The sequence below is a fragment of the Hyphomonas sp. NPDC076881 genome (genome assembly GCF_050269995.1).
Taxonomy (GTDB): Bacteria; Pseudomonadota; Alphaproteobacteria; order Caulobacterales; family Hyphomonadaceae; genus Hyphomonas.
In genome coordinates, this window is the sequence record NZ_JBNNJJ010000006.1 from 151,614 (window position 1) to 174,415 (window position 22,802).

The window sequence follows — 22,802 nt, forward strand, 5'->3', positions numbered from 1 at the left end:
CTCTTTATTTCACCAGCGCTTCCAGAAGGAAGCGCGCGCCGGCGACCGCCTCTGGCCCGCAGGCGCGGAAGGCGACCCGCAGACGCTCGCGCAGTTCGATCGTCATCGGGGTGGTCAGGGTGGTGCCCGCCTCGGACAGGGTGAGCTTGCGGCGCCGGCCATCGGAGCCTTCACGGGCCCGCTCGATCAGCCCGCGGGTGTCGAGCTGGCCGATGATCCGGGCGAAAGTTGGCACCGTCATGCCCAGTTGGCCCCGCAATTGGCTGACCGTGAGGCCCGGCCGGTAGCGGATTGCCATGAGAATCTGCATCTCAGACTTGCTCAGACCGGCCTTTTTGCGGGCCGATTCTGCCGCGCGCATAAGCTCATCTGCCCCTGAAATCAGGAGTCCTGCGCCTCTGTCGAGTTCCTGGTCGGTCAGGAAAAGGCGGGGGTCAAATGGGCGGGTCAGGTTGACGGATTGAGCCATAAGTCGGAAATGAACGCGAACCGCAACAAAAGTGCAAGCGAGGAGCGTACTCAATGGCTGCCATCCCCTATGATGACCGTGACGGATACATCTGGATGGATGGGTCTTTCGTACCCTGGCGCGACACCAAGGTTCACGTGCTGACCCATGCGCTGCACTATGCGTCCTCCGTGTTTGAGGGGGAGCGGGCCTATGGCGGCAAGATCTTCCGCTCGCTGGACCATTCCAAGCGCCTGCACAATTCCGCGAAGATCATGGGCTTTGACATCCCGTTCAGCGTCGAGGAGCTGGAGAAGGCGAAGAAGGAAGCGCTGGAGAAATCCGGCCTCGACAGCGCCTATGTGCGCGCAGTGGCCTGGCGCGGGTCTGAGATGATGGGCGTTTCGGCCCAGAATAACACGATCCACCTGGCCGTGGCTGTCTGGCATTGGGGCGATTACTTCGCCGACAAGATGAAGGGCATCCGCCTGACCCATGCCGAATGGCGCCGCCCGGCGCCCGATACCGCCCCCTGCCACGCCAAGGCGGCCGGCCTCTACATGATCTGCACCCTCTCCAAACATGCCGCGGAGAAGGCCGGCTATCAGGACGCGCTGATGCTGGACTATCGCGGCCAGATTGCCGAGGCGACGGGCGCCAACATCTTCTTCGTGCGCGACGGCGTGCTGCACACGCCGACGCCGGACTGTTTCCTCAACGGCCTGACCCGGCAGACGACGATTGCGCTGGCCAAGGCCCGGCAGATCGAAGTGGTCGAGCGGGCGATCTTCCCGGACGAGCTGGCGACCTTCAGCGAGTGTTTCATCACCGGCTCTGCCGCCGAGATCACGCCCGTGGCCGAAATCGGCGCCCACCGCTTCACGCCGGGCCATATCAGCCTGACGCTGGCCGAGGACTATTCCAACCTCTGCAACGGCAAGCTGGAACTGGCGCTTTAGGGCGCTGGGGCAGCAGCAGGAAGGAAGACCCTTACCTTCCTGCTGTCAGGATGCAGGGTAACAAATCCGCCCGGATCGTACAGAATGTACGGTATCATTCCGCCGGCCGCAGCCCCAAGTCCTACTTCCATAAAGCGTGGCCCTTCGATGCTGTTGAAGGGGTTTTGGGAATCCATAACGCTGAAAACAATCGCTTGAGGCGAGGACTGGGACAGGATGATCAGCTCATACCCTTGAGTGTCGTTTGAGACCTGCCAAATATCCAGGAAGCTATCTGGAGCGCCTATAGGCCAGGAGAATACGGATTGAACAATATTCCGGTCTGCGTTCAGACCGGCAATTACAAGCCTATGCTCTCCCGCGTGCTCACCATCAGAAAAAACCAGAGCGAGTATATTTTCTATCCGCTTGGCGGCTACGAATTGCATATCGCCGCTTCCCAAAGGTACAGAAGAACTTTCCACAAGTACAAAATCATTGAGGTGGGGCGTGCTCCCGGTCGGAGGCTGTGCGTACCGTTCAATAGACCGGGTATCCAGATTATATCCCAAAACGTCGGGTCTGCCATTTGGCGCGGAAACAGGTGGGAGAGATTCTCCGTTTACAGACGAGGTGGGGCTGAAAAGCGCGCAGACTGACTGGTTGCTGGCATACTTTTGTCTCAGGCTTGGCCCGATATTCGAGTTGATGGGCGAGTTTGCGTGTATCTCAAACCCTCCGTTCCTGAGACCAGCAATAAATTCTTGCGGGAAACTTTTCGATACCATGCTGCAGATGTTCTGAATTGGAAGTTCAGTCAAAAGACTAAGTTCTGCTTCGTTAGGTTCGGGCGTCCCATAGAGTCGAAAACTCTCGGAATCAGCGATGGCTATTTGAGACGTTCTATTTGCAAAAAGGAAGCCGAACTTGTCTTCAACTACTAGGGGTTGGGCGAAGGTACGGCTCAGTGCTTGTATAATATTCAATGTTGCAATGCTCTGAGAAAAATCTGCCTCCACCTTATGAAATGTAACTTCTCCCCCTGGAGTCTCCTCTGTACCAAGAATAGGAGCATATAGTCCCAGGGTAGCCCAAATTATTGGCCGGTAGGGGAGTGTAACTTCTCCGGCGAAAGTAAACGGGCTCTCCAAAAGAGGGGTCTGCGCGATGTTTGAAAATGTTACGGATACATCTTCCGTAGAAGTGTTTGTCCCATCTGAAACAGCTACACGAAAAACGGCCTCGGTATCTTCGGTGACTTCGGCGGTGGCGAGTTCGAGGCGGGCCTGGTTGGGCGCGGCGAGTGTTACGGGTGGGCCGGAGAGCTGGGACCAGGTGTAGGTCAGCGCGGCGCCTTCCGGGTCTGTTGAGGCAGAGGCGTCCAGCACGAAGGGCTGGCCTTCCTGGGGCGCGGCGGGCGTGGCGGTGGCCTGCGCCGTAGGGGCGGCGTTAACCGGCGGCGGAGGGGGTGGAGGCGGAGGTGACGGAGAAACCGGGGGCGCGGCGCCGCCACTGCTGCTGCCCCCGCCGCCGCCACAGGCAGCCAGGGTGAGGCCGGCAAAAACGGCGGCGGCAGCGCCTTTGAGGCGCTGGGTGGATCTTGTTTTCATGGGGCCCCCGGACAATCTGAAGTTACACGATCCTTACCGCCAGATTGAGACGCGGCAAGCAGAAAAAGTATGAAATTTTAAGGTATAAGGTTAACAACCGGGGCGCTCGCCCCACAGGCGCAACGTGCGCGGCCGGGTCCCGTCAGGTTAGAATATCGCTGGCGGGCAGCTTTGCCTCGCGGCGGGCGGCGAAGTGGGTTTCGAAGGCGACGACGAGGCAGGCGGCGATGATGATGCCGGCACCCGCCCAGACGCGCCAGCCGGGGATTTCCTGGAAGAAGAAATAGCCCAAGAGTGCCGACCAGATGAGGCCGGTATATTCGAACGGGGCGAGGGTCTGCGCCTTGGCGCGCGCATAGGCCATGGTCATCAGCCACCAGATGCCGATGCCGAAAACGGCCGCGCCTGTGAGCCGCGTCCAGGCGCCATCTGCCGGCAGCGGATCGGTGAACACCAGCATGAAGGGCAGCAAAAACAGCGCCGGGAAGATGTTCATGAAGGTGACCAGGGTGAGGCTGTCTTCCTCTCTCGTCCGCAGACGGAGGAGAACGATATTGAGGGCATAGAGAACCGCAGAGGCCAGGACCGAGGCGGTGCCATAGAGCCGGTTGCCATCGGCGGGCGCGCCGGACGTTTCCGCCGTGGCGGCCAGCGCGGCGCCGCAGAAGCCGACGAGAGAGGCGCCGATGGTCACCGGGCTCATCTTCTCCCCAAGGATGATGCGGGCGATGGGGGCAATCATCAGGGCCGCCGTGAAACCCAGCACCACGGCCTCGGCCAGGGCAATCTGCGTCAGCGAATAGAAGAAGCAGAAAGCGGAGATGACCTGTGCCAGCGATCTGAGGGCATGAAAGCGGATGGCCGGCAGCGAGGGAAAAGGCCGGCGTGCCTGCAGGAACAGCGCGAGCATGATTGCCGAGCCGAGGGCGTAACGCCAGGTGGTGGCCGTCAGCACGCTGGTGGCGCCCTGCATCACATATTTCATCAAGGCATCAATGCCGCAGCCGAAGACCACACCAAGGCAGACCAGAAGAATGGGGTGGGGCGCGCGCATCAGGCCGCCGCGTGTATTCCCAGCCAGACAACATAGGCCGCATAGCCGATCAGCATGATGGCGCCTTCTGTCCGGCCGATGCGCCAGCGCGACATGGCGGCCAGGAAGAGAAGCACGGTTGCCGCCAGCATCACCCAGATATCCAGGCGGATGATTTCGGCCGGCACGGGGATCGGCTTCACGATGGCTGTGACACCCAGAATGCCGAACATATTGTAGATGTTCGAACCGACAATATTGCCGAAAGCAATATCGCCCTGCTTGCGCAGCGACGCCATCACGGAGGTGATCAGTTCGGGAAGCGAGGTTCCCACGGCCACAATCGTCAGGCCAATGATCGTTTCGGAGATCGAGAACATCCGGGCAAGGTCAATCGCGCCGCTGACGAGGAAGCGGGCGCCGAGCATCGTCATCACCAGACCTCCAACCACGAAGACGAGATCGATGGCGATCGCGCCGGCGGTGGGCTTTGGCGTGTCCACCGGCCCGCCTGCCGCGGTGGTGGCCGCCTGCGTGGCCTTCCGGTCCTGCTGGAAGGCAAACCAGATATAGGCGGCCAGGCCGATCACGAAGACGATGCCCATCCAGCGGGACAACTGGCCCGAGACGACCGCCCCGACGCAGAGCAGGGTGGCGATGGCCAGCACCACCCCATCCCGCTTGAAGGCATTCCGGGCAACCGCGATCGGGAAGATCAGCGCCGCCGCGCCGAGAATGAAAAGGATGTTGGCGATGTTGGAGCCGACGACATTGCCGATGGCGATGCCGGGCGAGCCGGCGAAGGCGGCCTGCAGGCTGGTGACGAGTTCCGGCGTTGATGTGCCAAAGCCCACCAGGGTGAGCCCGATCAGCAGGGGGGAAATGCGGAACTTTCCGGCAAGATTGACGGCGCCCTTGACGAGAAATTCACCGCCCGCGACGAGCAGGATCAGGCCGAGCACGAGATACACAAAAATCATCGATTATCCTCAGGAGCGCGTTGCTGGGAGCGGGTGTGGCCCATCCCGGTGCCGGGCGGAAGATGGGCGGGGAAAAATATTATGAGGGCGGCCCGGCGCAGGGCGGTTCTGGCATCTTTTGGCCTCCAGACTATTGATTTCCCCTGTATTAGTGGTGCCTAAGACCTGCCTGATCAATTTAGACCGCTTGATTCCGCCCATGACACCTTGTCCCAAACCCCGGGTATCTGCGTCCGCATGAAACGCCTGATCCTGATGCGCCACGCCAAGACCGAACCCTGGAATGAGGGGATCGACGATTTCAGCCGCGCGCTGACGCAGCAGGGCCATGAGGACGCCACCCGGATTGCCCAGGAGATCGTGGCGATGGGCTGGAGCCCCGAGCGGATCCTGGTTTCCAGCGCAAGGCGGGCCAGGGAGACCTGTTCTGAAGTTGCCAAGGTGGTGACGGGGGAAAAGGTGCGCCCGATGGAGGCGCTTTACCTGACCGGCGTGAGGGGGCTGACCGAAGCGGTTTCGCAGAATGACGGCGCGCGGGTTCTGATGCTGATCGGGCACAATCCGGGCCTGCATGACTTTGCGCTGAGCATCCTGCGGGAAGGCGGATCGCTGGACCATGCCGCCTCTCTGCGGCTGCACGAGAAGTTTCCGACGAGCTGCGCGGCGCTGTTTGAAACCGAAGAGGAGGGCGCTTTCGTGCCCGCCAATTTCCGCCTGGTGCAGGTTCTTCGCGCCAAGGATTTCCGGGCGGCCAGCGCCGGATAAAAAACCGCCCCTTACCCTTTGGGGGCAAGAGGCGGGAGGAGCCACGGTTCCGTGGAGGGTTTGGGCTTGAGAGGCTTCAGGATCAGGAACCGTGATCTGGGGCCGCTCAGCGGCGTTCGGCGTGAACCTGGGTCAGCAGCTCGCTGTTGATCGAGCGGACGGCGTTATCCATCGTCTTGCGGACACAGAAGGTTTCCACGATGGAGCGGGGCACACGGATATCAGCATTTTCAGACACGCAGCGGTCTTCGATCTGCTTGCGGATGTGCTCGTACTCGGCTTCCGCGCCGGCGACGGTGGACAGCTTTTTCGAGGAATAATTCACATCCATTTCGAACTTTTCGCTGGCAGCGAAGGCGGGGGCGGTGACGGTCGCGGCGGCGAGGGCGGCGGCAATGATGAAGCGTTTCATGGGCGTTTCCTTGATGCGGGTTTTCGAGGGAGGGGAGAGAGGGGGGCGCGCGCAGCCAGCCAGGGGAAACTGGCTGCGCGGGGGGAGCCGCTTAGTTGCGGGCTTCGCGGCGGTTCTGGCGGCGGCGGCGAGCGACCAGGAGGTTCAAGCGGCCCTCCGAGCCATCGTCATTCGCCGGCAGGGACCGGAGGGAGGCATCGTTGGCGATGAGGCCGTAGGCCAGGACACCTTCGAAAGCCAGGCTGCCGTTGTCGCTGAGACGGGCGCGGGGGGACATGATTTGATACTCCTTCTTGATGATCGGTTTGTCCGTTTTGTCTTTGGTGGGCTCTTCCCGCCGCCGACACAGACTAGATAGACCATGAATTATTGTTTTTCAATATGAAATTATCGAAAAAAAATAAGTGCCAATAAAATCAAGGAGATAATATCATCGAATAACGATAATTCCCTGCTCCGGCGGGCGAGCGGGGGAATTATTGTAATTCGATAATGATGGATTTGCGGGGTCAGCGCTGGCGGCGGCAGCGGTCCGAACAGTATTTCACCTCGTCCCAGACCCGGCTCTATGAGGCATGGGCGCGGCGTTCCGGCATCATCCCCAGATCAAAGCTGAGCTGGGTCGCGTCTGCCGGCGCCGGCGCCCGTTTTTTCGGGGCAACCTGCCGGCCCCGGAAGGGGATGGCCAGCCGCCGGCTTCCATGACGGGCCTGACTCTGCCCGGCCTCTGCGGCATGTCCGGCGTTCCGGCGCAGGGCGACGATCCGGCTGCGGGCCTCTTCGGCAGCGGCCATGTGATCGACGATGCGCATCGGGTAGGTCTGGCCCAGAACAATGCCCGCGCGCGCCCGCACCGAAGCGGGCGCCTCCCAGGGCGCGTGCAGCCACTCGTCCGGCAGGGCGGAAAGCTCCGGCACCCAGCGGCGGATGAAGGCGCCCTCGGGGTCCTGGTCGCGGGATTGCTTGACCGGGTTATAGATGCGCGGCGTGTTAATGCCGGTGGTGGCCGATTGCATCTGCGCCTGGGGATAATGGATGCCCGGCTCGAAATCCGTGAAGAGGCCGGCGAGGCGTTCTGCGGGCAGTTTCCAGTCCAGCCACAGATGATGGGCTGCAAAGGCCATGGTCATGGCGCGCATGCGGAAGTTCAGCCAGCCGGTGGCCTTGAGGGAGCGCATGCAGGCATCCAGAAACGGGAAGCCCGTGCGCCCTTCGATCCAGGCGGTGAGGCGGGGATCGTCTGCCTCCGGCGCGGGACGCAGCCCGTCATAGGCGGGATGAAGATTGCGGGAGTCTATCGAGGTCTGGTCTTCCAGCTTCTGAATGAAGTGGCAGTGCCAGTGCAGGCGGGAAAGGAAGCTGCCGATCGAGGCGGCAAATTCCGCGTTCCCCTCCCGGGCCTGCATTTCCTTCGCCCTCTGCGCGGCCTGCCAGGCTTCCCGGATGGAAACTGTTCCGAAGGCAAGATGGGGCGAGAGGCGCGAGCAGGCATCGGCCGCCGTCAGCGGGCTCGACATCTGCCGCTGATAAGCCTGGCCGCGAACCTCCAGGAAACTGCGCAGGCATTCCACGCCGGCCGCGCGCCCGCCTTTCTGGCGCTGCGGGCAGTCATCTGGCCCCAGCCCGAAATCCTGAGGCAGGGGAAAGTCTTCCCCCTGCGCCTGAGCGGAGAGCAGGGTTTCCGGGGCGACCATCCGTGGGCGGCGCATAAAGGCCTCCCAGTCTCTGGCCCATCCGTCGCGGGATTTCAGGGCCCGCTGGACCCCATTCTGGGGCTGTTCCCGCAGGGAAATGCCGGCATTGCGGGCCCAGCGGCGCACGGCGCGGTCACGCTCAAAGGTCCATTGCAGGCCTGTTTCCTCATGCGCATGGATGGCGGCAATGCCCTGCTTGCGGTGGATCGCCGACAAGACATCGATGGCGTTTCCCGTGCGGATGACAAGGCCCGAGCCACGCGCCTTGAGGGCCGCGTCAAGCTCTTCAAGCGCCTCCTTCACAAAATCGAACTGGCGGCGGGAGTGTTCCGGCAGCGCCCAATAGCCCGGCTCGAAGATGTATAGCGGCAGGATGGGCGCGCCGCTGGCCGCGGCCGCCATGAGCGCTGCGTGATCATGGACACGCAGATCGCGCTTGAACCAGATGACATGCACACCAGACATGGAACAAACATAGAACAAACTGCCTTGGGCTGCAAGGGGCGAAGTGATAAGCGCCCCAAAGGGGGCGGGCAGCGTTTCGTTGCGATAGTGAAACGAGTGTGATTAAAGGTTTAAAGGTTTGGGCGCGGTTCCTTGGGGGGAGGGACATGGGGGCAGATGGCGAGACAGCCCGGCAACTGGTGTTGCCGCTTTATGGCGGCGGCCTGCGGGAGCCATCTCCCGACATGGCCAGCGCCCGGGCGGCGGCCCATGCGCTGGCCGTCAACCGGCCTGAAGACTCCGCCATCCGGACACTGACGGCCGCCCAGATGCGGGGGGCGGGCTTTACCCTGCTGCTGCTGGCCGGTGTGGGTTTAAGCGCCCCTGAGGCTGCCTTTGCGGCGCTGAGCCTGGGCGCGTTCTTTTTGTTTGTGGCGGCGCTGGCCTTTCGCGGCGCGATATATCTTCATGCCGCCCTGACGACAGCGCCCACGCCGCAGGCCGGCCGGGAGACGGGCGGCGAAGACGGGGTTCTCTGGCCGGTCTATACGCTGCTCATCGCGCTCAAGGATGAGGCGGAGAGCGCGGCCCAGCTTTCGCAGGCGATCTGTGATCTCGATTATCCGAAAAACAGGCTGGACATAAAACTGCTTGTCGAAATGGGGGATGAGGCCACCTGGGACGCCCTGCGCGCGCAGACCTGGCCGCCGGGCACTGAGCTTCTGATCGTGCCGCCCGGAGAGCCCAGAACCAAGCCGCGCGCGCTCAATTACGGGCTGCGCCGCGCAAAGGGCGAGTTTGTCGTTGTGTATGATGCCGAGGATCGTCCGCATAGAGATCAACTGAAGGCGGCCGTGCGGGCGTTCCGGATGGGGCCCCGCGATCTGGCCTGCGTGCAGGCGCCGCTTGTGGGAGACGGCGACAGGGGGTGGATCGCCGGGCAGTGGGCGTTGGAATATGCCGTTCAGTTTGGGCGCATCCTGCCCGGGCTCGCCTCGCTCGGGCTTCCGATTGCGCTGGGCGGAACAAGCAATCATTTCCGCAGGGCGCTGCTGGAAAGCGTGGAGGGGTGGGACGCCTGGAATGTGACGGAGGACGCCGATCTGGGGTTGCGGCTTGCCCGCAGCGGGCTGCAGGTGGGCGTCATTGAGCCGCCAACCCTGGAAGCGCCGCCTGAAGCGCTCGGGGTCTGGCTGGCGCAGCGGTCGCGCTGGCTGAAGGGGTTTCTGCAGACATGGCTGGTGGTGATGCGGCGCCCCCGCAAGGCGATGAGGGAAATGGGCGCGGGAAATTTCCTGGCGCTTCAGCTGACACTGGGAGTGGCCATCCTTTCGGCGATGGTTCACGGGCCCTGGGCGGTGTGGCTGGCCGCGACGCTGGTTTTGCCCGGCATCGGGCCGGCGCCGGTGTTCCTGTGGTTTATCGGGGTCTCGTATGCCGCAAGCATCGCCATGGCGCTGGCGGCGCCGGGAGGGCGAGACCTGCGCCGGTATGGGCTGGCGTTGACGCTGCCCCTATACTGGCCGCTGCAATCCATCGCGATGATGCGGGCACTCTACAGCCTGGCACGCAGACCTCATTTCTGGGCGAAGACACCCCATGGCGGCCCGGCGCCCGCCCCGGCGCGAAAAATGGCTGCCCCTGTCAGGCGAATTTACTCGTCCGAGGCTTGAGTTGTTTCGAGGCCGCAACGTTCTCCGTGCGTTCGCGGGTGAAACGGAGAACGGGCAAGTCTTCACACTTTGACGCCGCGTGACCGCTTGGCGCCGGGAGGGCGGCAGAATAGGGTGACGTAGAGACAGACACCGCCCAGGGAGCACCGCAATGGCTTATGACAATGCCGAGCAACTCGAAGAGTTCCGGCTGGAAACGCGCAAATGGCTGGAAGCCAACTGCCCCCCTTCGATGCGCACGCCGATGGTGGATGACGAGGTTGTGTGGGGTGGCCGCAATGCTACCTTCAAGAACCCCGATTCCAAGCTGTGGCTCGACCGGATGGCCCAGAAGGGCTGGACGGCGCCGGAATGGCCCAAGGAATATGGCGGCGGCGGCTTGTCGCGCGCGGAAGCCCGCGTGCTGGAGCAGGAGATGCGCCGCATCAAGGCGCGCGCGCCGCTGTTCTCGTTCGGCCTCTGGATGTTTGGCCCAGCGCTGCTGGAATTCGGCAATCACGAACAGAAGCTGCGCTTCATTCCCGATATCGTGAAGGGCAAGATCCGCTGGTGCCAGGGGTATTCGGAGCCGGGCGCGGGCTCTGACCTCGCGGGCCTGCAGACGCGCTGCGAAGACAAGGGCGATCATTACCTGATCAACGGCCAGAAGGTGTGGACCTCCTATGCCGACAAGGCCGACTGGATCTTCTGCCTGGTGCGCACCGACACCAGCACGAAGCATGAGGGCATCAGCTTCATCCTGTTCGACATGAAATCACCGGGTGTGGAAGCACGCCCGATCCAGCTGATCTCCGGCGAGAGCCCGTTCTGCGAAACCTTCTTCACCGATGTGAAAGTGCCCAAGGACCAGCTCGTCGGCCGCCTCAATGGCGGCTGGGAAATTGCTAAACGCCTGCTGCAGTTCGAGCGCTCGTCGATTTCTTCCAGCGGGTTTGGCGGCACCGGGTCGCTCTCGCCTGAAGAATACGCCAAGCAGCTGATCGGCACCGACGAGTCCGGCCGTCTGCTGGACGGCGATCTGCGGGCGCGCCTGGCCGATCACCGGATGTATGCCAAGGCGTTTGCGCTGACCGTGCAGCGCCAGACGGAACAGGCAAAGGCTGGCCAGGCCGTGGGGCATACCGCCTCGATCCTGAAATATGGCGCCGCCAAGATGAACCAGGACCGGCACGAGCTGCTGATCGAAGCGCTGGGCACCGAGGGCCTGGGCTGGGCAGGGGAGGGCTTTGACAAGGGCGCCCTGCGCGTCACGCGCCAATGGCTGCGCTCGAAAGGCAACTCCATCGAAGGCGGCACGTCCGAGATCAACCTCAATGTCATCGCCAAGCGCGTGCTGGGTCTGAAGGATCATCAGTAGGCGGAACTTGATCTCTGCTTTTCGGAACAACCCTACGACATAGAATTTAAGGTGTCAGAGTAATGAGCTTTGTACTGACTGAAGACCAGGAAATGCTGCGCGAAACTGCGATGGCGTTCGCGCGCGACGAACTTTCCGTCAACCATCTGCGGGCGCTGCGCGATGCCGGCGCCAATGGCAAGGACGCAAAAACCCGGCAGAAACTGGCCGAGCTTGGCTTTTTCGGCGTGATCATCCCCGACGAGCCGGGCGCGGAAACCTTTGGCCTGACGGGCCTTGGCCAGATCCTCGAAGCGCAGGGCCGCACCCTTGCGGCCACGCCCCTGCTGCAGACGGCGCTGATTGCTGCCTCGGTCTTCCAGCTTGGCGGCAGCCCCGCCCAGCAGGCCGAATGGCTGCCGAAGATCGCCGCCGGCGAGGTGACGTTTGCGCTCGCCCTCGACGAGTCCGCGCATTTCTCGCCCTACAGCGTTTCGACCGAGGCTGAGCGCAACGGGCAGGGCTATACGATCAACGGTATGAAGAAATATGTGCCCGACGCGCATCATGCCGACATGCTGATCGTTGTGGCGCGCACCTTTGGAAGCAGCGGGGATCGCCATGGTCTCAGCCTGTTCCTTGTGCCGGCCGATGCCAAGGGCGTGACCATCAGTGAGCTGAAGACTGTTGACAGCCACGGCGCCGCGCATGTGACGTTCGATGATGTCATGGTGGTGGAGAGCGCGCTCATCGGGCCGGCTGACCAGGGCGCTGATATTCTTGATCCCGTGCTCGACCGCGCAGCCATCGGGCTGGCCGCCGAAATGCTCGGCTCGGCCCAGGCCGCGTTCGACATGACGCTGGAATATCTCAACAACCGCAAGCAGTTTGGTCAACTCATCGGCTCGTTCCAGTCTCTGCAGCACCGCGCCGCGAAGATGTTTGTCGAGCTGGAAATGACGCGGTCCTGCGTTGCTGCGGCGCTGTCGGCGGCGGATGAAGGCAAGCGGGATTTGGCAGAACTCGCGAGCCTCGCAAAGGCAAAGGCCGGCGAGCTTGTGCATCTGGTCTCCAATGAATGCGTTCAGATGCATGGCGGCATCGGCATGACCGATGCTGCAGAGCCGGGCTTCTATATGAAGCGCGCGCGGGTGCAGGAAGCCCTCTACGGATCTGCCAGCTGGCACCGGGATCGCTACGCCCGTCTCGCCGGCTTCTGAGAAAAGTTCCGGTTTTTCCCGGTTTGGTTTTCCTTTTCAGACGTTATGTGGAACTATAAGTTCTACATAACGTCTGAGAAGGAGATTACCCATGACCATTTCACGCCGCGATGCCAAACCTCTCTGCACGGCCGCCGAATTTGCGCTTGCCAATGAGAGCTATCCGCCCGCTGTTGGAAATCTCAATGAGAAAGAGCTCCGCCAACGGATAAATCGCGCGCGAAAACTGCGGGACAAATACGCTGATCTGGCAAGCAAGCAGGCCCGGGAAATCCGCGGCAAGGCGGCGCCGACCCGGCAGAAGGCGCCCACCGGCAATGCGGCGACTGTCACCAAACGCGACTTCTTTGCCGAAACGCTGGACCGTTTCGAAACCAAGCTCGGCATCGTTGAGCGCAGAGCGGCGCGGGAAAGCGTGGCGGCAGAAAAAGAGAAGGCGCAGACGGCCCTGCAATCTGCGCTGGACCGGAAGCAGTCTGCTTCCCAGCGCAAGCCCGCATCCCGGAAGGCGGGCAAGGGCATGAGTTCCGCGCCGTCGAGCAAGCGGGAAGCCTTTCCAAACCTGAAGACGATGAAAGGCGCAGCGCGCGCCAACAATGCGCGCAGCCAGGCCAAACGCGACGCCAAGCGCTGAGCGTATCGCGAAAAAAGAAAAGCCGCCGCTCCGGTGATCGGGGCGGCGGCTTTGCCTTGTGGATGTGGCCGCCTCAGGCTTTCTTGAGCGCAGCGGCTTTTTTCAGTTCCTTGGCGATCAGATAGTAAAGCACCGGGCGATGTTTGGCGCGCACGCTGCGGCCATACTTCTCTACCGCTGCCTTGATGGCGGCATCTGCCTTTGCCTCATCGGTGACGCCGAGCCGTTTGCCGATGAAATTCGTCTTTACGCGGGCGAGTTCATCCTTGTCGGAGGCGGCAACCGTGGCTGAGTCAGCCTTATAGATTGCCGGGCCGCAGGCTTTGACAACTGCATCGAGAAGGGCAAGGTCCGGGCGCGCTTCGCCGACTTTTTCCTTCAGGTCTGCGATATATTTCTCAACGAGAACTTCTTTGGCGCTAGGCGCCTTGGTGGTGGCTTTTGCCATTTTGATTTCCTTCCTTGGTCCACTCCAGCGCAGAAAGGCGAAGCGGATAATGCCACAGGGTTTGCGAAGGAGGCCTGATGCCTCAAGGGCATGTAGACCTCGCTTCGGCGGAAGGATCAAGCAGAAATGCACAGGCTGTGCATTTCTGCCTAAATTATCAGTATACAGATTTTACTTGTTAAGTGCGTAAATCATGCAGACGCTGGAGGATATCTGCTGGGGTTTATCATCCGATGGCAGATTGAGTGTGTCGATATCAGCCTGGGTGATGGTTATCTGGCGCCCGCCGACCATGCCGCTGGCAACGGGAGGCGGCGGAGGCGGCGGGGGTGGTGGCGGCGCCATCGCAGCCGGCGCTGAACGATAGTAGTCGTAATCACTGCCCGCCATGGAGGACCACTGGCCAAGGCAGGGGCCGCCGCCTTCCTGCACAACCATCAGCTTGCCGAGCGTTGCGCCGCTGGCGGCAGCCGTGGCCCTGGCGCGGGCAGAGCCATTCTTCACAGCGGCTTCATAGGCGGCCAGGTTCATCTCGGTGGTTCTTTCCAGATAGGTCGAGAGGCCGGAAGAGTTTTCCGGGGCCAGGGTCAGCGCGCCTGCGCGCGCCGCGCCCGCCTTGGAGACATCATCCACGATCACGCTCAGCGAAACGCGCGCCTCATAGGCGCGGATCTTGTCGGAGCGCTCATTGTCGATGCGATTGCCATCCTTGTCCTTGTATTGCTCATAGAGCGCGGTGACGTTCACCGAGGACTGGATGAGGGCGCTCTTGCCGGCCGTCTTCTTGATCGTGTCATAGGCAAGACGTCCACGCTCGACCGCCAGCTGCATCGCTTTTTTCGAATCCTTGTCGGTTTCCAGATAGGTCACCGAGAAGGAAGCGCGGTTTGGAGCAACCTCCATGTTGGCCCGGCCGAGCACTTCGATGACAGGGTTTCTCGTCCAGTAGGGCGTTGTGAAGGCCTCGTTCTGGAAGTCGGGCATGGTCTGCGCGCTGGCCAGAGACGTGGCGGCCGTACTCATCGCAAGGAACAGGCACGCAAGGGCGCGCATGGCGGAAAGGCGTTTCATGTATGTCCCCATAAGGTCAGATGTGAATGCGGCCTGCAGAGTGAACTGCAGGCCGCAAAACTATCGAACCTTTAATGTGGCCGTACAATGGCTGGATTAGTCCCCTTTTTCGTTCGCTTCGGCCTGGAGCAGCGTGTAGCGCTCGATGCCGATACGCTCGATCAGGGCGAACTGGGTTTCCAGATAATCGACGTGTTCTTCCTCATTGTGGAGGATCTTGTAGAAGAGATCGCGGCTGCCATAGTCGCGCACTTCCTCACAATACTGGATCGCGTCGCGCAGCAGCGGGATGGCGATATTCTCGAGCTTGAGATCGCATTCGAGAATTTCCTGAACGCTCTCGCCGATATGCAGCTTGCCCAGATCCTGAAGGTTGGGCAGGCCGCCGAGGAAGAGAACACGCTCTACCAGCCAGTCGGCGTGATGCATCTCCTCGATCGATTCCTCATACTCTTTCTTGGCGAGCTTGGAGACGCCCCAGTCGCGCAGCATGCGGGAATGCAGGAAATACTGGTTGATGGCGGTCAGCTCGTTTTTCAGGGCCTGGTTCAGGAAGTCGATGACCTTCTTGTCGCCTTTCATGGGGAGCTCCGCTGGTTGGCTATGTAAGTGAATCTACCTAGGCATATAGAGGAGGGGTTGGCGGCGATCAACCAAAAAATCCAATAAAATCAATTGCATATGAAAGTGCGACACAGTTGCAGCGGACATGCGCCAAGCGCCTGCGCAAGGCAGGCACAGTCAATGCTTTGAGTTTTCAGGAAGAAACGGTCCGCAGCAGCGGGCTTATTCAGCAGCGATCATCGGCAGGGAGCCGCTTTGAGCGTCCATCTTCTCGGAAATCATTTCCCCGATCGTGGTGGAGCACTTGCCGCAATTGAACTTGCAGCCATGGTGAGCCTGCACAGCCTTGGGGCTGCGGGCGCCAGCATCCACGGCCTCGCGGACCGAGCGGCAGTTGATACGATTGCAGACGCAAATGATCATGCGAACCATTTGCAGCACTTGCGAATGAGTGTCAATCAGGCTTTCGCGGAAGGCGGGCCTGAATTTGCATCCCCGGGCGCGGTCAGGCGGCGGGCGGACTCTCCCATCCAAAAACATCTTCAATTCCAAGGCCGAAGACCCTGGCTATCCGGAAGGCGCTTTCCAGAGAGGGGGAGTATTTGCCCCGCTCTATCGCGATGACCGTCTGGCGGGTGACGCCGATCATCTCGGCAAGCTGTGCCTGGCTCATCCCGCCGCGTGCTTCGCGCAGCTCCCGTATGCGATTGGTGATGGGAGGGGCGTTGGCCATGGCTCAGCCACCCCGGCGGTACAGGAAGATCTGGAAGGCGTATTCCGATATCTGCGACAGCATCAGGCTGAGAAAGACCAGGTGGAACAGCATGTTTCCGTCGAGGTTCAAAGAATAGTGCCAGAGGCCCCCGAGCGCCGGAACGGCCAGCACATAGCCCGACCAGTTGCCCGCCTTGTCGGCAATGATCTTTTCCCGCTCATCGGCGGGCGCATCGGCCTCCTTGCCGGCCATTCCCGCAAGAACCGACATCATGATCACCGAGGCAATCACGATGAACACCACATAGGCGATGACAAAGCCGATGATCGGCGGGGCGGTTCTGCCAAGCGCCTCGGAAAGGCTCATCACCTTGCCGAAATAGAAGACCGCGCCCGCACTCAGGATGAGGCCCATGCCCCATGCGGATTTTTCCCGGAACGACATGTTCGCGACGGTTTCGATAACAGACATGGCGGTCTCCGATCGTGTCAAAAATTCTATACATCCTCATGTGGTTCAAAATTTTTGACATGTCAAACATCTTTTACAAAACTTGCCCCGTCGCTTGACGCCCCCCGGCGCGGCCTCTAGGTCCGGCGGACCATTAATCAGTAGTGACTGACAATAAGATGACCGACCTTTCGACCCTCGCCCAAACTGCCAAGGCCTGGCCTTTCGAGCTTGCGCGCGCGCTGGAAAAGCGCGTGGCCGAACAGGTGAAGGCGGGCGAGCGCAAGGCAGACGCGCCGGTCATCTTCGAGACGGGCTACGGCCCCTCGGGCCTGCCGCATATCGGCACCTTCGGCGAAGTTGTGCGCACCACGATGGTGCGCCATGCGTTTGAGGTGCTGACGGCGGGCAAATATGCCACGCGCCTGATCTGCGTGTCCGATGACATGGACGGTATGCGGAAGGTTCCCGATACCGTGCCCGATCCCAAATCGCTGGAAACCTTCCTCCAGAAGCCGCTGACATCGGTGCCCGATCCTTTCGGCACCCATGCGTCCTATGGCGCGCATATGAATGCGCGTCTCTGCGCGTTTCTCGACAAGTTCGGCTTCCAGTACGAGTTTCTTTCGGCCACCGACTGTTACAAGTCCGGCCGGTTTGACGCGATGCTGCTGCGCGCGGCGGAGACGTATCAGGCGATCATGGATGTGATGCTGCCGACCCTGGGGGAGGAGCGGCGGGCCACCTATTCGCCCTTCCTGCCGATCAGCCCGAGCACGGGCCGCGTGCTGTATGTGCCGATGAAGAAGGTAGACGCTGCGCGGGGGGAAGTGACGTTCACGGATGAAGACGGCACGGATGTGACGCTGCCCGTTACCGGCGGCGCGGTGAAGATGCAGTGGAAGCCCGATTTCGGCATGCGCTGGGCCGCGCTCGGCATCGACTTTGAAATGTTCGGCAAGGACCATCAGGCCAACGCGCCGATCTATTCCAAGATCTGCCGCATCCTGGGGGCGCGCCCGCCGGAACAGTATGTCTACGAACTGTTCCTGGACGAGAAGGGCGAAAAGATCTCCAAGACCAAGGGCAATGGCATCTCGGTCGAGCAATGGCTGACCTATGCGCCGGACGAGAGCCTGGCGCTGTTCCAGTTCCAGAAGCCGCGTGTGGCGAAGAAGCTCTATTTCGACGTCATCCCCAAGACCGTGGACGAATACCTCACCTTCCTCGAGAAGTTCCCGCAGGAAGAGGTCGCCGCGCAGCTGGAAAACCCTGTCTGGCACATCCATTCCGGCCGCCCGCCGCAATGGTCGAGCCCGGTCAGCTTCGCGCTGCTGATGAACCTCGTGGCTGTCGCCAACCCGACCGATACCTCCCAGCTCTGGGCCTATATCACCCGCTACGCGCCCGAAGCGTCTCCGCAGACCCATCCGCTGCTGGACGAGCTGGCGGGCTATGCCATGCGGTATTACCGCGACTTCGTGTTGCCGGCGAAAACCTTCCGGGCACCAACGGATCAGGAGCGCGCCGCGATGGCTGACCTTTCCGGCCGCCTCAAGGCATTCAGCGATGAGCCCACCGGCGAGAACCTGCAGACGCTGACCTTCAGCGTTGGCAAGGATCATGGCTTTGAAAATCTGCGCGAATGGTTCAAGGCGCTTTACGAGGTGCTGCTGGGCCAGGAGCAGGGGCCGCGTTTCGGTAGTTTTGCCGCGCTCTATGGCGTGGCCGAGACCGCCGGGCTGATCGACGACGCGCTGGCGCGTGGCTGAGCTGTAAGCTGAAAGTAACGCAAATGCGGGTTATGGTTGGGTCTTCACAAGGAGGCTCCCCGCCCATGCGTCTTTGCATTCTTGCTGCGCTCGCCCTGACTTTGCCGATGACGGGCTGTGTGGCGGCCAAGATCGTCACCGTTCCGGTCAGCCTGGCGGGGGACGCGCTGGAGGCAACGGCCAAGGGCGTGGTGTATGTAGGCGGCACGGCCGTCCGGGTGACGGGCGACGCGCTGGACGGGCCCGACGAGATGGTCCGCCTCGAAGTGACCTACAAGAAGGGCAAGGGCACGCGCACCGAGACGCGCGAAGTCAAAGCCAAATATGTCGAGCGGGAAATCAAGAAGATGAGCAAGAAGGGCAAGGTGGTGGACGTGGAAGTGTCGCCGCTCCGCTGATCCCTGAAAAAGAAACCCCTGACCCGCTTTCGCGGGCCAGGGGGGCAGTTTCACTGCGCGCCATACAGCCGGGAAGCGGTCCGGCTATCGCGCTGCAGCGATCAGGGAGACCTTCGCCTTGGGCAGCTTGCCCTCCGGCCAGCCGGCCCAAAGCTCTGCCGCATGGGCCTTGGCTTTTTCCACGGCGGCTTCCTTTACATGGCCGAAGCCGCGGATTTCGTCGGGCACTTTGGCAATCTCGACGGCCAGGCTGTGATTGGCGGGGGTCAGCTCCCGCGCAATCTGGCTCATATTGGCGAGATAGTCATCGCGCAGGGCGCGTTCCATCTTGCGCTCCCCGGTATAGCCGAAGAGATCAAACCGGGTGCCGCGCAGGCCTTTCAGCCTGGCGAGAACCCGGAAGCCGGTCAGCATCCACGCGCCGAAATGCTTTTTCTCCAGATGCCCGTTGCCATCCTTCTTCGAGAGGATAGGCGGGGCGAGCCAGAAGCGCAGCTTGCCGCCCTTGAACTGGCTGGCCAGCTGCTCAGCAAACTTTCCATCCGTATAGAGACGGGCAACCTCATACTCGTCCTTGTAAGCCATCAGCTTGTAGGCATAGGTGGCCACCGCGCGCGTCAGGTTCTCGCCGAGGCCGGCCTGCGTCTCTGCCGCGCGGACCTCTGCCACGATATCCCGGTAGCGGGCGGCATAGCCGGCATTCTGATAAGCGGTGAGGCGGCCTGCGCGGTCCTCGATCAGTTCGTCCAGGGTCTTGGGCTCGATATGGCCGCGGGGATCGTGCTGCGGGGCGAGGCGTTCAGGCGCCGCGGCGGCGAGGCGGCCGATATTGAACGCCGCCATGTTATCCTCAACCTTGGTGCCGTTGAGCCGGATGGCGCGGTAAAGGCCGCGCAGGCTGACGGGCACTTTGCCCTTCTGCCAGGAATAGCCCACCATGATCATGTTGGTGTAGATGGCGTCATGCAGATAGCCCACGGCGAGCGCTTCGGCATCAAAGGCGCCGAACTCTGCGGTCTGGCGCTTTACCCGCGCCGAGAGCAGATCGCTCTCGAAACGTTTCGACCGGTTACGGATGAATTCCGAAGTGGGGGTAACGTCCGAATTGGTGTAGGCGGCCGTGCGCTCCGGGTCCATGAGGTTCAGCGCGTCGCCGCCGGCGGCTACCACAAGATCGCAGCCGATGATCAGGTCAGCGCTGGCCGGGGGCACGCGGCCGGTGGAGATCATCTCCGGCTCGCGCGCAAAGCGCACATGGCTGAGCACCGGCCCGCCTTTCTGCGCAAGGCCCGTCATATCCAGCGTGCAGGCCGCATTGCCGTCCACATGCGCGGCCATGGCCAGCACGGCGGCAACCGTGGTCACGCCTGTTCCGCCCACGCCCGTGAACAGCACGTTCCAGGGCCGGGCGAGGCTGGGCGTTTCGGGCAGGGGCAGGCCGTCGGCATCAAAGACAAGGCGCGGCTGGTCTTCCCAGGCCGGTTCGCCATCCTTGATCGTCACGAAGCTCGGGCAGAAGCCCTTGACGCAGGAGAGATCGGTATTGCAGGTCGACTGGTTGATCCGGCGCTTGCGGCCAAGTTCGGTCTCCACCGGCTCCACCGAGAGGCAGTTGGATTTGATCGAGCAATCGCCGCAGCCCTCACAGACTTCGGTGTTGATGATGGTGCGTACACGGTCTGGGGCGATCATGCCGCGCTTGGAGCGGCGGCGCTTCTCGGTGGCGCACATCTGGTCGTAGATGATGACGGAGACGCCTGGTGTCTGGCGCAGTTCCTTCTGCACGTCTTCCAGATCGTCGCGGTGATAGATCTTCACGCCGCGCGGCAGGCCGGTGACGGCGGCATAGCGCGTCGGATCTTCGGTCACGATACGGATGGTCTTGACGCCTTCAGCCTCCACCTGCTGGGCAATCTGGGCGGGCGTCTGGCCAGATTCCACATGCTGCCCGCCGGTCATGGCAACCGCGTCATTGTAAAGGATCTTGTAGGTCATGTTTGCGCCACTGGTGACGGCGGCGCGGATGGCCAGAGAGCCGGAATGGGAATAGGTGCCATCGCCCAGATTGACGAAGACGTGGGGTTCTTCGGTGGCCCAGTGCTGGCCCACCCAGGCAATGCCTTCCCCGCCCATCTGGCTGGTCATGTCAGTTTTCCGGTCTGGCATGAAGTTGGCCATATAGTGACAGCCGATGCCGGCGAGGGCGCGGGAGCCTTCGGGAACATTGGTGGAGGTGTTGTGAGGGCAGCCCGAGCAGAAATGCGGCGAGCGCACGGTGGGCGAGGCATTCGTGCGCGCAGCTTCGCCGGCGCTGCCCACGCGGTTGAAATAGGCCTCGGCGCGGCTGGTATCCCAGCCCGAAGGGATGGAGCGCATCAGCGCGTTGGCGATTTCCGGAATGCTGAGCGAGGCAATGTCGGAAAGGAGCGGGCGGCCTTCCCCGTCGAACTTGCCTTCGATCACCGGGCGCCGGCTTTCCGGGAGGTCGTAGAGGGCCGCCTTCAGCTGCGCTTCGATCAGCGGGCGTTTGTGCTCGATGACCACCACACGCTCCAGGCCGGAGCAGAATTCGCGGATGCCTTGCGGCTCCAGCGGCCAGGGCATGGCCACCTTGAAGATGCTGAGGCCGAGGCGGCCAGCTTCTTCCGGCGTCAGGCCGATCGCGGCGAGGGCCTCGAACACGTCGCGGGCTGCCTGGCCGGTCACGATGATGCCGATGCGCGGCTTGGGCGAAGGCAGGATCACATGGTCCAGCCGGTTGGCGCGGACATAGGCCTGCGCGGCGGGCAGTTTGATCTGGCGCAGCCGGGCTTCCTTGTTGAGGGGAATGTCGCCCCGGCGCATATGCACGCCGCCTTCCGGGAAGGGGAAAGACGGCCGCTGGATCGACAGCCGGCTGAGCGTGACATCGACCACGGAGCCCGAATCCATCGTATCGGCGAGCGCCGTGAGCCCGACCCAGGCGCCGGAGAAGCGGCTCATCTCCCAGCCATGGATGCCATAGTCCAGCACGTCCTGGATCGAGGCCGGGTTCAGCACCGGGATCTCGGCATCCATCATCGCGTAATCGGACTGGGACGGCAGGGTGGAGGATTTGCAGTTATGGTCGTCCCCCACGATGGCGAGGACGCCGCCAAGCGCCGAGGTGCCGGCGGCATTGGCGTGTTTGAAGACATCGCCGGTGCGGTCCACGCCGGGGGCCTTGCCATACCAGATGCCGAACAGGCCATCGAATTTTGCGCCGGGGAAGAGGCCGAGTTGTTGCGAGCCCCAGACAGCGGTGGCGCCGAGGTCTTCGTTGAGGCCTTCCCAGAATTTGATGTCGTGAGCATCGAGAAGTTTCTGGACGGCGCGGAGTTGCTGGTCATAGCCGCCGAGGGGAGAGCCCCGATAGCCCGAGATGAAGCCGCCGGTATTGTGGCCTGCGGCACGGTCCAGGCGCTTGCGATCAATGGGCAGGCGGACGAGGGCCTGGATGCCCGTCATATAAGCCTTGCCCTCGACAAGTTCGTATTTGTCGTCCAGCGTAACTTCACGATGTTTCATGGCAGACTGGCGCTCCAATGTCTGCGGCATATTATTGGGAAAAACGAACGAAATTGCTTGCCTATCTTGCGAGAATTTTGTTATTTCCGGGAATATTCTTCCAATTGTTGAGGGGTTCCCGGTAAATTGTCCCAAGAGCTTGATAGCATTGATGCCCGCATCCTCGATCTGATTCAACACGATGCGAGCCTGTCGGTCGCTGAAATTGCAGAGCGTGTGGGGCTTTCTTCTTCACCCTGCTGGCGGCGCATCAAGCGTATGGAAGAGGCCGGCTTCATCAAGGGGCGGGTGACGCTGATTGACAATCATGCGCTGGGGCTGAACTTCGAGGTGATTGCCAGCGTCAAACTGGCCTTGCCGAGCAAGGAAAACCTTGAGGCTTTTGAAGCGCTTGTGCAGCTCTGGCCGGAGGTGGTCGAATGTATGACCGTGACCGGGGCGGTAGACTATTCCATGCATATCGTAACAACGGACATGCATGCTTATGACAATTTCCTGCGCGACAAACTCCTTGGTTCCAAACTGGTTTCTGACGTTCAGTCGCGGATTGTCATCCGCGTTGCGAAGAAAACCACGGCCCTGCCCCTCGGCCTCGTGCGCCAGTCTGCAAAGTCGAGCGATTAGGGCCCGGCGGGCGGCAAACCGCGTCAT

General features: G+C 61.8%; 23 protein-coding genes. 9 read left to right on the forward strand and 14 right to left on the reverse strand.

Features of this window, described 5'->3' with window-relative positions; all coding sequences use genetic code 11:
- Nucleotides 1-4: 4 nt before the first annotated feature.
- Entirely contained in the window at nt 5-469 is a 465-nt protein-coding gene (locus ACQKI2_RS08620; protein WP_427379280.1) for a MarR family winged helix-turn-helix transcriptional regulator, read from the reverse strand.
- Between the two features lie 53 nt (nt 470-522).
- On the opposite strand from ACQKI2_RS08620, the gene ACQKI2_RS08625 reads away from it, so the two are divergent.
- Nucleotides 523-1,407, forward strand: coding sequence for a branched-chain amino acid aminotransferase (locus ACQKI2_RS08625; protein ID WP_035594912.1), 885 nt, complete (start codon nt 523-525; stop codon nt 1,405-1,407).
- Here the strand turns inward: ACQKI2_RS08625 and ACQKI2_RS08630 are convergent.
- The 3 genes from ACQKI2_RS08630 to ACQKI2_RS08640 all read right to left on the reverse strand — a co-directional run bounded on the left by ACQKI2_RS08630 (nt 1,404) and on the right by ACQKI2_RS08640 (nt 5,009).
- A complete protein-coding gene (locus ACQKI2_RS08630) occupies nt 1,404-2,996 on the reverse strand; it encodes a PKD domain-containing protein (RefSeq protein ID WP_427379281.1) in 1,593 nt (530 codons plus the stop codon). The genes ACQKI2_RS08625 and ACQKI2_RS08630 overlap by 4 nt on opposite strands.
- 142 nt (nt 2,997-3,138) lie before the next feature.
- Nucleotides 3,139-4,050 carry a DMT family transporter gene (locus ACQKI2_RS08635; RefSeq protein ID WP_427379282.1) on the reverse strand — a complete coding sequence of 304 codons (912 nt, stop codon included), beginning with the start codon at nt 4,048-4,050 and terminating at the stop codon, nt 3,139-3,141.
- On the reverse strand, nt 4,050-5,009 hold the full coding sequence (locus ACQKI2_RS08640) for a calcium/sodium antiporter (protein WP_427379283.1): 960 nt from the start codon (nt 5,007-5,009) through the stop codon (nt 4,050-4,052). Before ACQKI2_RS08640 ends, ACQKI2_RS08635 begins: the two co-directional genes overlap by 1 nt.
- A 237-nt stretch (nt 5,010-5,246) precedes the next feature.
- On the opposite strand from ACQKI2_RS08640, the gene ACQKI2_RS08645 reads away from it, so the two are divergent.
- Nucleotides 5,247-5,774: a SixA phosphatase family protein gene (locus ACQKI2_RS08645; protein WP_427379284.1), complete on the forward strand. Its 528-nt coding sequence runs from the start codon at nt 5,247-5,249 to the stop codon at nt 5,772-5,774.
- Between the two features lie 106 nt (nt 5,775-5,880).
- Here the strand turns inward: ACQKI2_RS08645 and ACQKI2_RS08650 are convergent, their stop codons facing one another.
- The 3 genes from ACQKI2_RS08650 to ACQKI2_RS08660 form a co-directional block, all read right to left on the reverse strand.
- Nucleotides 5,881-6,186, reverse strand: a complete 306-nt coding sequence (locus tag ACQKI2_RS08650; RefSeq protein ID WP_427379285.1) for a UrcA family protein — start codon at nt 6,184-6,186, stop codon at nt 5,881-5,883.
- Between the two features lie 91 nt (nt 6,187-6,277).
- Nucleotides 6,278-6,463, reverse strand: a complete 186-nt coding sequence (locus ACQKI2_RS08655; RefSeq protein WP_427379286.1) for a hypothetical protein — start codon at nt 6,461-6,463, stop codon at nt 6,278-6,280.
- Nucleotides 6,464-6,752: 289 nt separating this feature from the next.
- Entirely contained in the window at nt 6,753-8,345 is a 1,593-nt protein-coding gene (locus ACQKI2_RS08660) for an FAD-binding domain-containing protein (protein WP_427379287.1), read from the reverse strand.
- 146 nt (nt 8,346-8,491) lie between these two features.
- Between ACQKI2_RS08660 and ACQKI2_RS08665 the strand changes: the two genes are divergently transcribed.
- From ACQKI2_RS08665 to ACQKI2_RS08680, 4 genes are all read left to right on the forward strand, one after another.
- The gene (locus ACQKI2_RS08665) at nt 8,492-9,997 is read left to right on the forward strand and encodes a glycosyltransferase family 2 protein (protein ID WP_427379288.1); all 1,506 of its coding nucleotides are present in this window, start codon (nt 8,492-8,494) and stop codon (nt 9,995-9,997) included.
- A gap of 151 nt (nt 9,998-10,148) precedes the next feature.
- Nucleotides 10,149-11,354 (forward strand): acyl-CoA dehydrogenase family protein, encoded by a 1,206-nt coding sequence (locus tag ACQKI2_RS08670; protein WP_427379289.1) that lies wholly within the window; start codon nt 10,149-10,151, stop codon nt 11,352-11,354.
- Between the two features lie 62 nt (nt 11,355-11,416).
- Nucleotides 11,417-12,553, forward strand: a complete 1,137-nt coding sequence (locus ACQKI2_RS08675) for an acyl-CoA dehydrogenase family protein (RefSeq protein WP_427379290.1) — start codon at nt 11,417-11,419, stop codon at nt 12,551-12,553.
- A gap of 91 nt (nt 12,554-12,644) precedes the next feature.
- On the forward strand, nt 12,645-13,187 hold the full coding sequence (locus tag ACQKI2_RS08680) for a hypothetical protein (protein WP_427379291.1): 543 nt from the start codon (nt 12,645-12,647) through the stop codon (nt 13,185-13,187).
- 73 nt (nt 13,188-13,260) lie between these two features.
- On the opposite strand, the gene ACQKI2_RS08685 is transcribed toward ACQKI2_RS08680, so the two are convergent.
- The 6 genes from ACQKI2_RS08685 to ACQKI2_RS08710 form a co-directional block, all read right to left on the reverse strand.
- Nucleotides 13,261-13,635, reverse strand: a complete 375-nt coding sequence (locus ACQKI2_RS08685; protein ID WP_427379292.1) for a DUF2853 family protein — start codon at nt 13,633-13,635, stop codon at nt 13,261-13,263.
- A gap of 171 nt (nt 13,636-13,806) precedes the next feature.
- Entirely contained in the window at nt 13,807-14,706 is a 900-nt protein-coding gene (locus ACQKI2_RS08690; RefSeq protein WP_427379293.1) for an SIMPL domain-containing protein, read from the reverse strand.
- A 96-nt stretch (nt 14,707-14,802) separates the two neighbouring features.
- Entirely contained in the window at nt 14,803-15,288 is a 486-nt protein-coding gene (gene bfr / locus ACQKI2_RS08695; RefSeq protein ID WP_427379294.1) for a bacterioferritin, read from the reverse strand.
- A 204-nt stretch (nt 15,289-15,492) separates the two neighbouring features.
- Nucleotides 15,493-15,702, reverse strand: a complete 210-nt coding sequence (locus ACQKI2_RS08700) for a (2Fe-2S)-binding protein (RefSeq protein WP_427379295.1) — start codon at nt 15,700-15,702, stop codon at nt 15,493-15,495.
- A 73-nt stretch (nt 15,703-15,775) separates the two neighbouring features.
- Nucleotides 15,776-16,003, reverse strand: coding sequence for a helix-turn-helix transcriptional regulator (locus ACQKI2_RS08705; RefSeq protein ID WP_427379296.1), 228 nt, complete (start codon nt 16,001-16,003; stop codon nt 15,776-15,778).
- A 3-nt stretch (nt 16,004-16,006) separates the two neighbouring features.
- A complete protein-coding gene (locus tag ACQKI2_RS08710; RefSeq protein WP_427379297.1) occupies nt 16,007-16,456 on the reverse strand; it encodes a hypothetical protein in 450 nt (149 codons plus the stop codon).
- A gap of 158 nt (nt 16,457-16,614) precedes the next feature.
- Between ACQKI2_RS08710 and ACQKI2_RS08715 the strand changes: the two genes are divergently transcribed.
- Nucleotides 16,615-18,207 carry a lysine--tRNA ligase gene (locus tag ACQKI2_RS08715; protein WP_427379298.1) on the forward strand — a complete coding sequence of 531 codons (1,593 nt, stop codon included), beginning with the start codon at nt 16,615-16,617 and terminating at the stop codon, nt 18,205-18,207.
- A gap of 65 nt (nt 18,208-18,272) precedes the next feature.
- Nucleotides 18,273-18,605, forward strand: coding sequence for a hypothetical protein (locus ACQKI2_RS08720; protein WP_427379299.1), 333 nt, complete (start codon nt 18,273-18,275; stop codon nt 18,603-18,605).
- An 84-nt stretch (nt 18,606-18,689) separates the two neighbouring features.
- Here ACQKI2_RS08720 and ACQKI2_RS08725 read toward each other — a convergent pair whose 3' ends face one another.
- Entirely contained in the window at nt 18,690-22,151 is a 3,462-nt protein-coding gene (locus tag ACQKI2_RS08725; RefSeq protein ID WP_427379300.1) for an indolepyruvate ferredoxin oxidoreductase family protein, read from the reverse strand.
- Between the two features lie 126 nt (nt 22,152-22,277).
- Between ACQKI2_RS08725 and ACQKI2_RS08730 the strand changes: the two genes are divergently transcribed.
- Nucleotides 22,278-22,775, forward strand: coding sequence for an Lrp/AsnC family transcriptional regulator (locus ACQKI2_RS08730; protein ID WP_035601403.1), 498 nt, complete (start codon nt 22,278-22,280; stop codon nt 22,773-22,775).
- Nucleotides 22,776-22,802 lie beyond the last annotated feature (27 nt).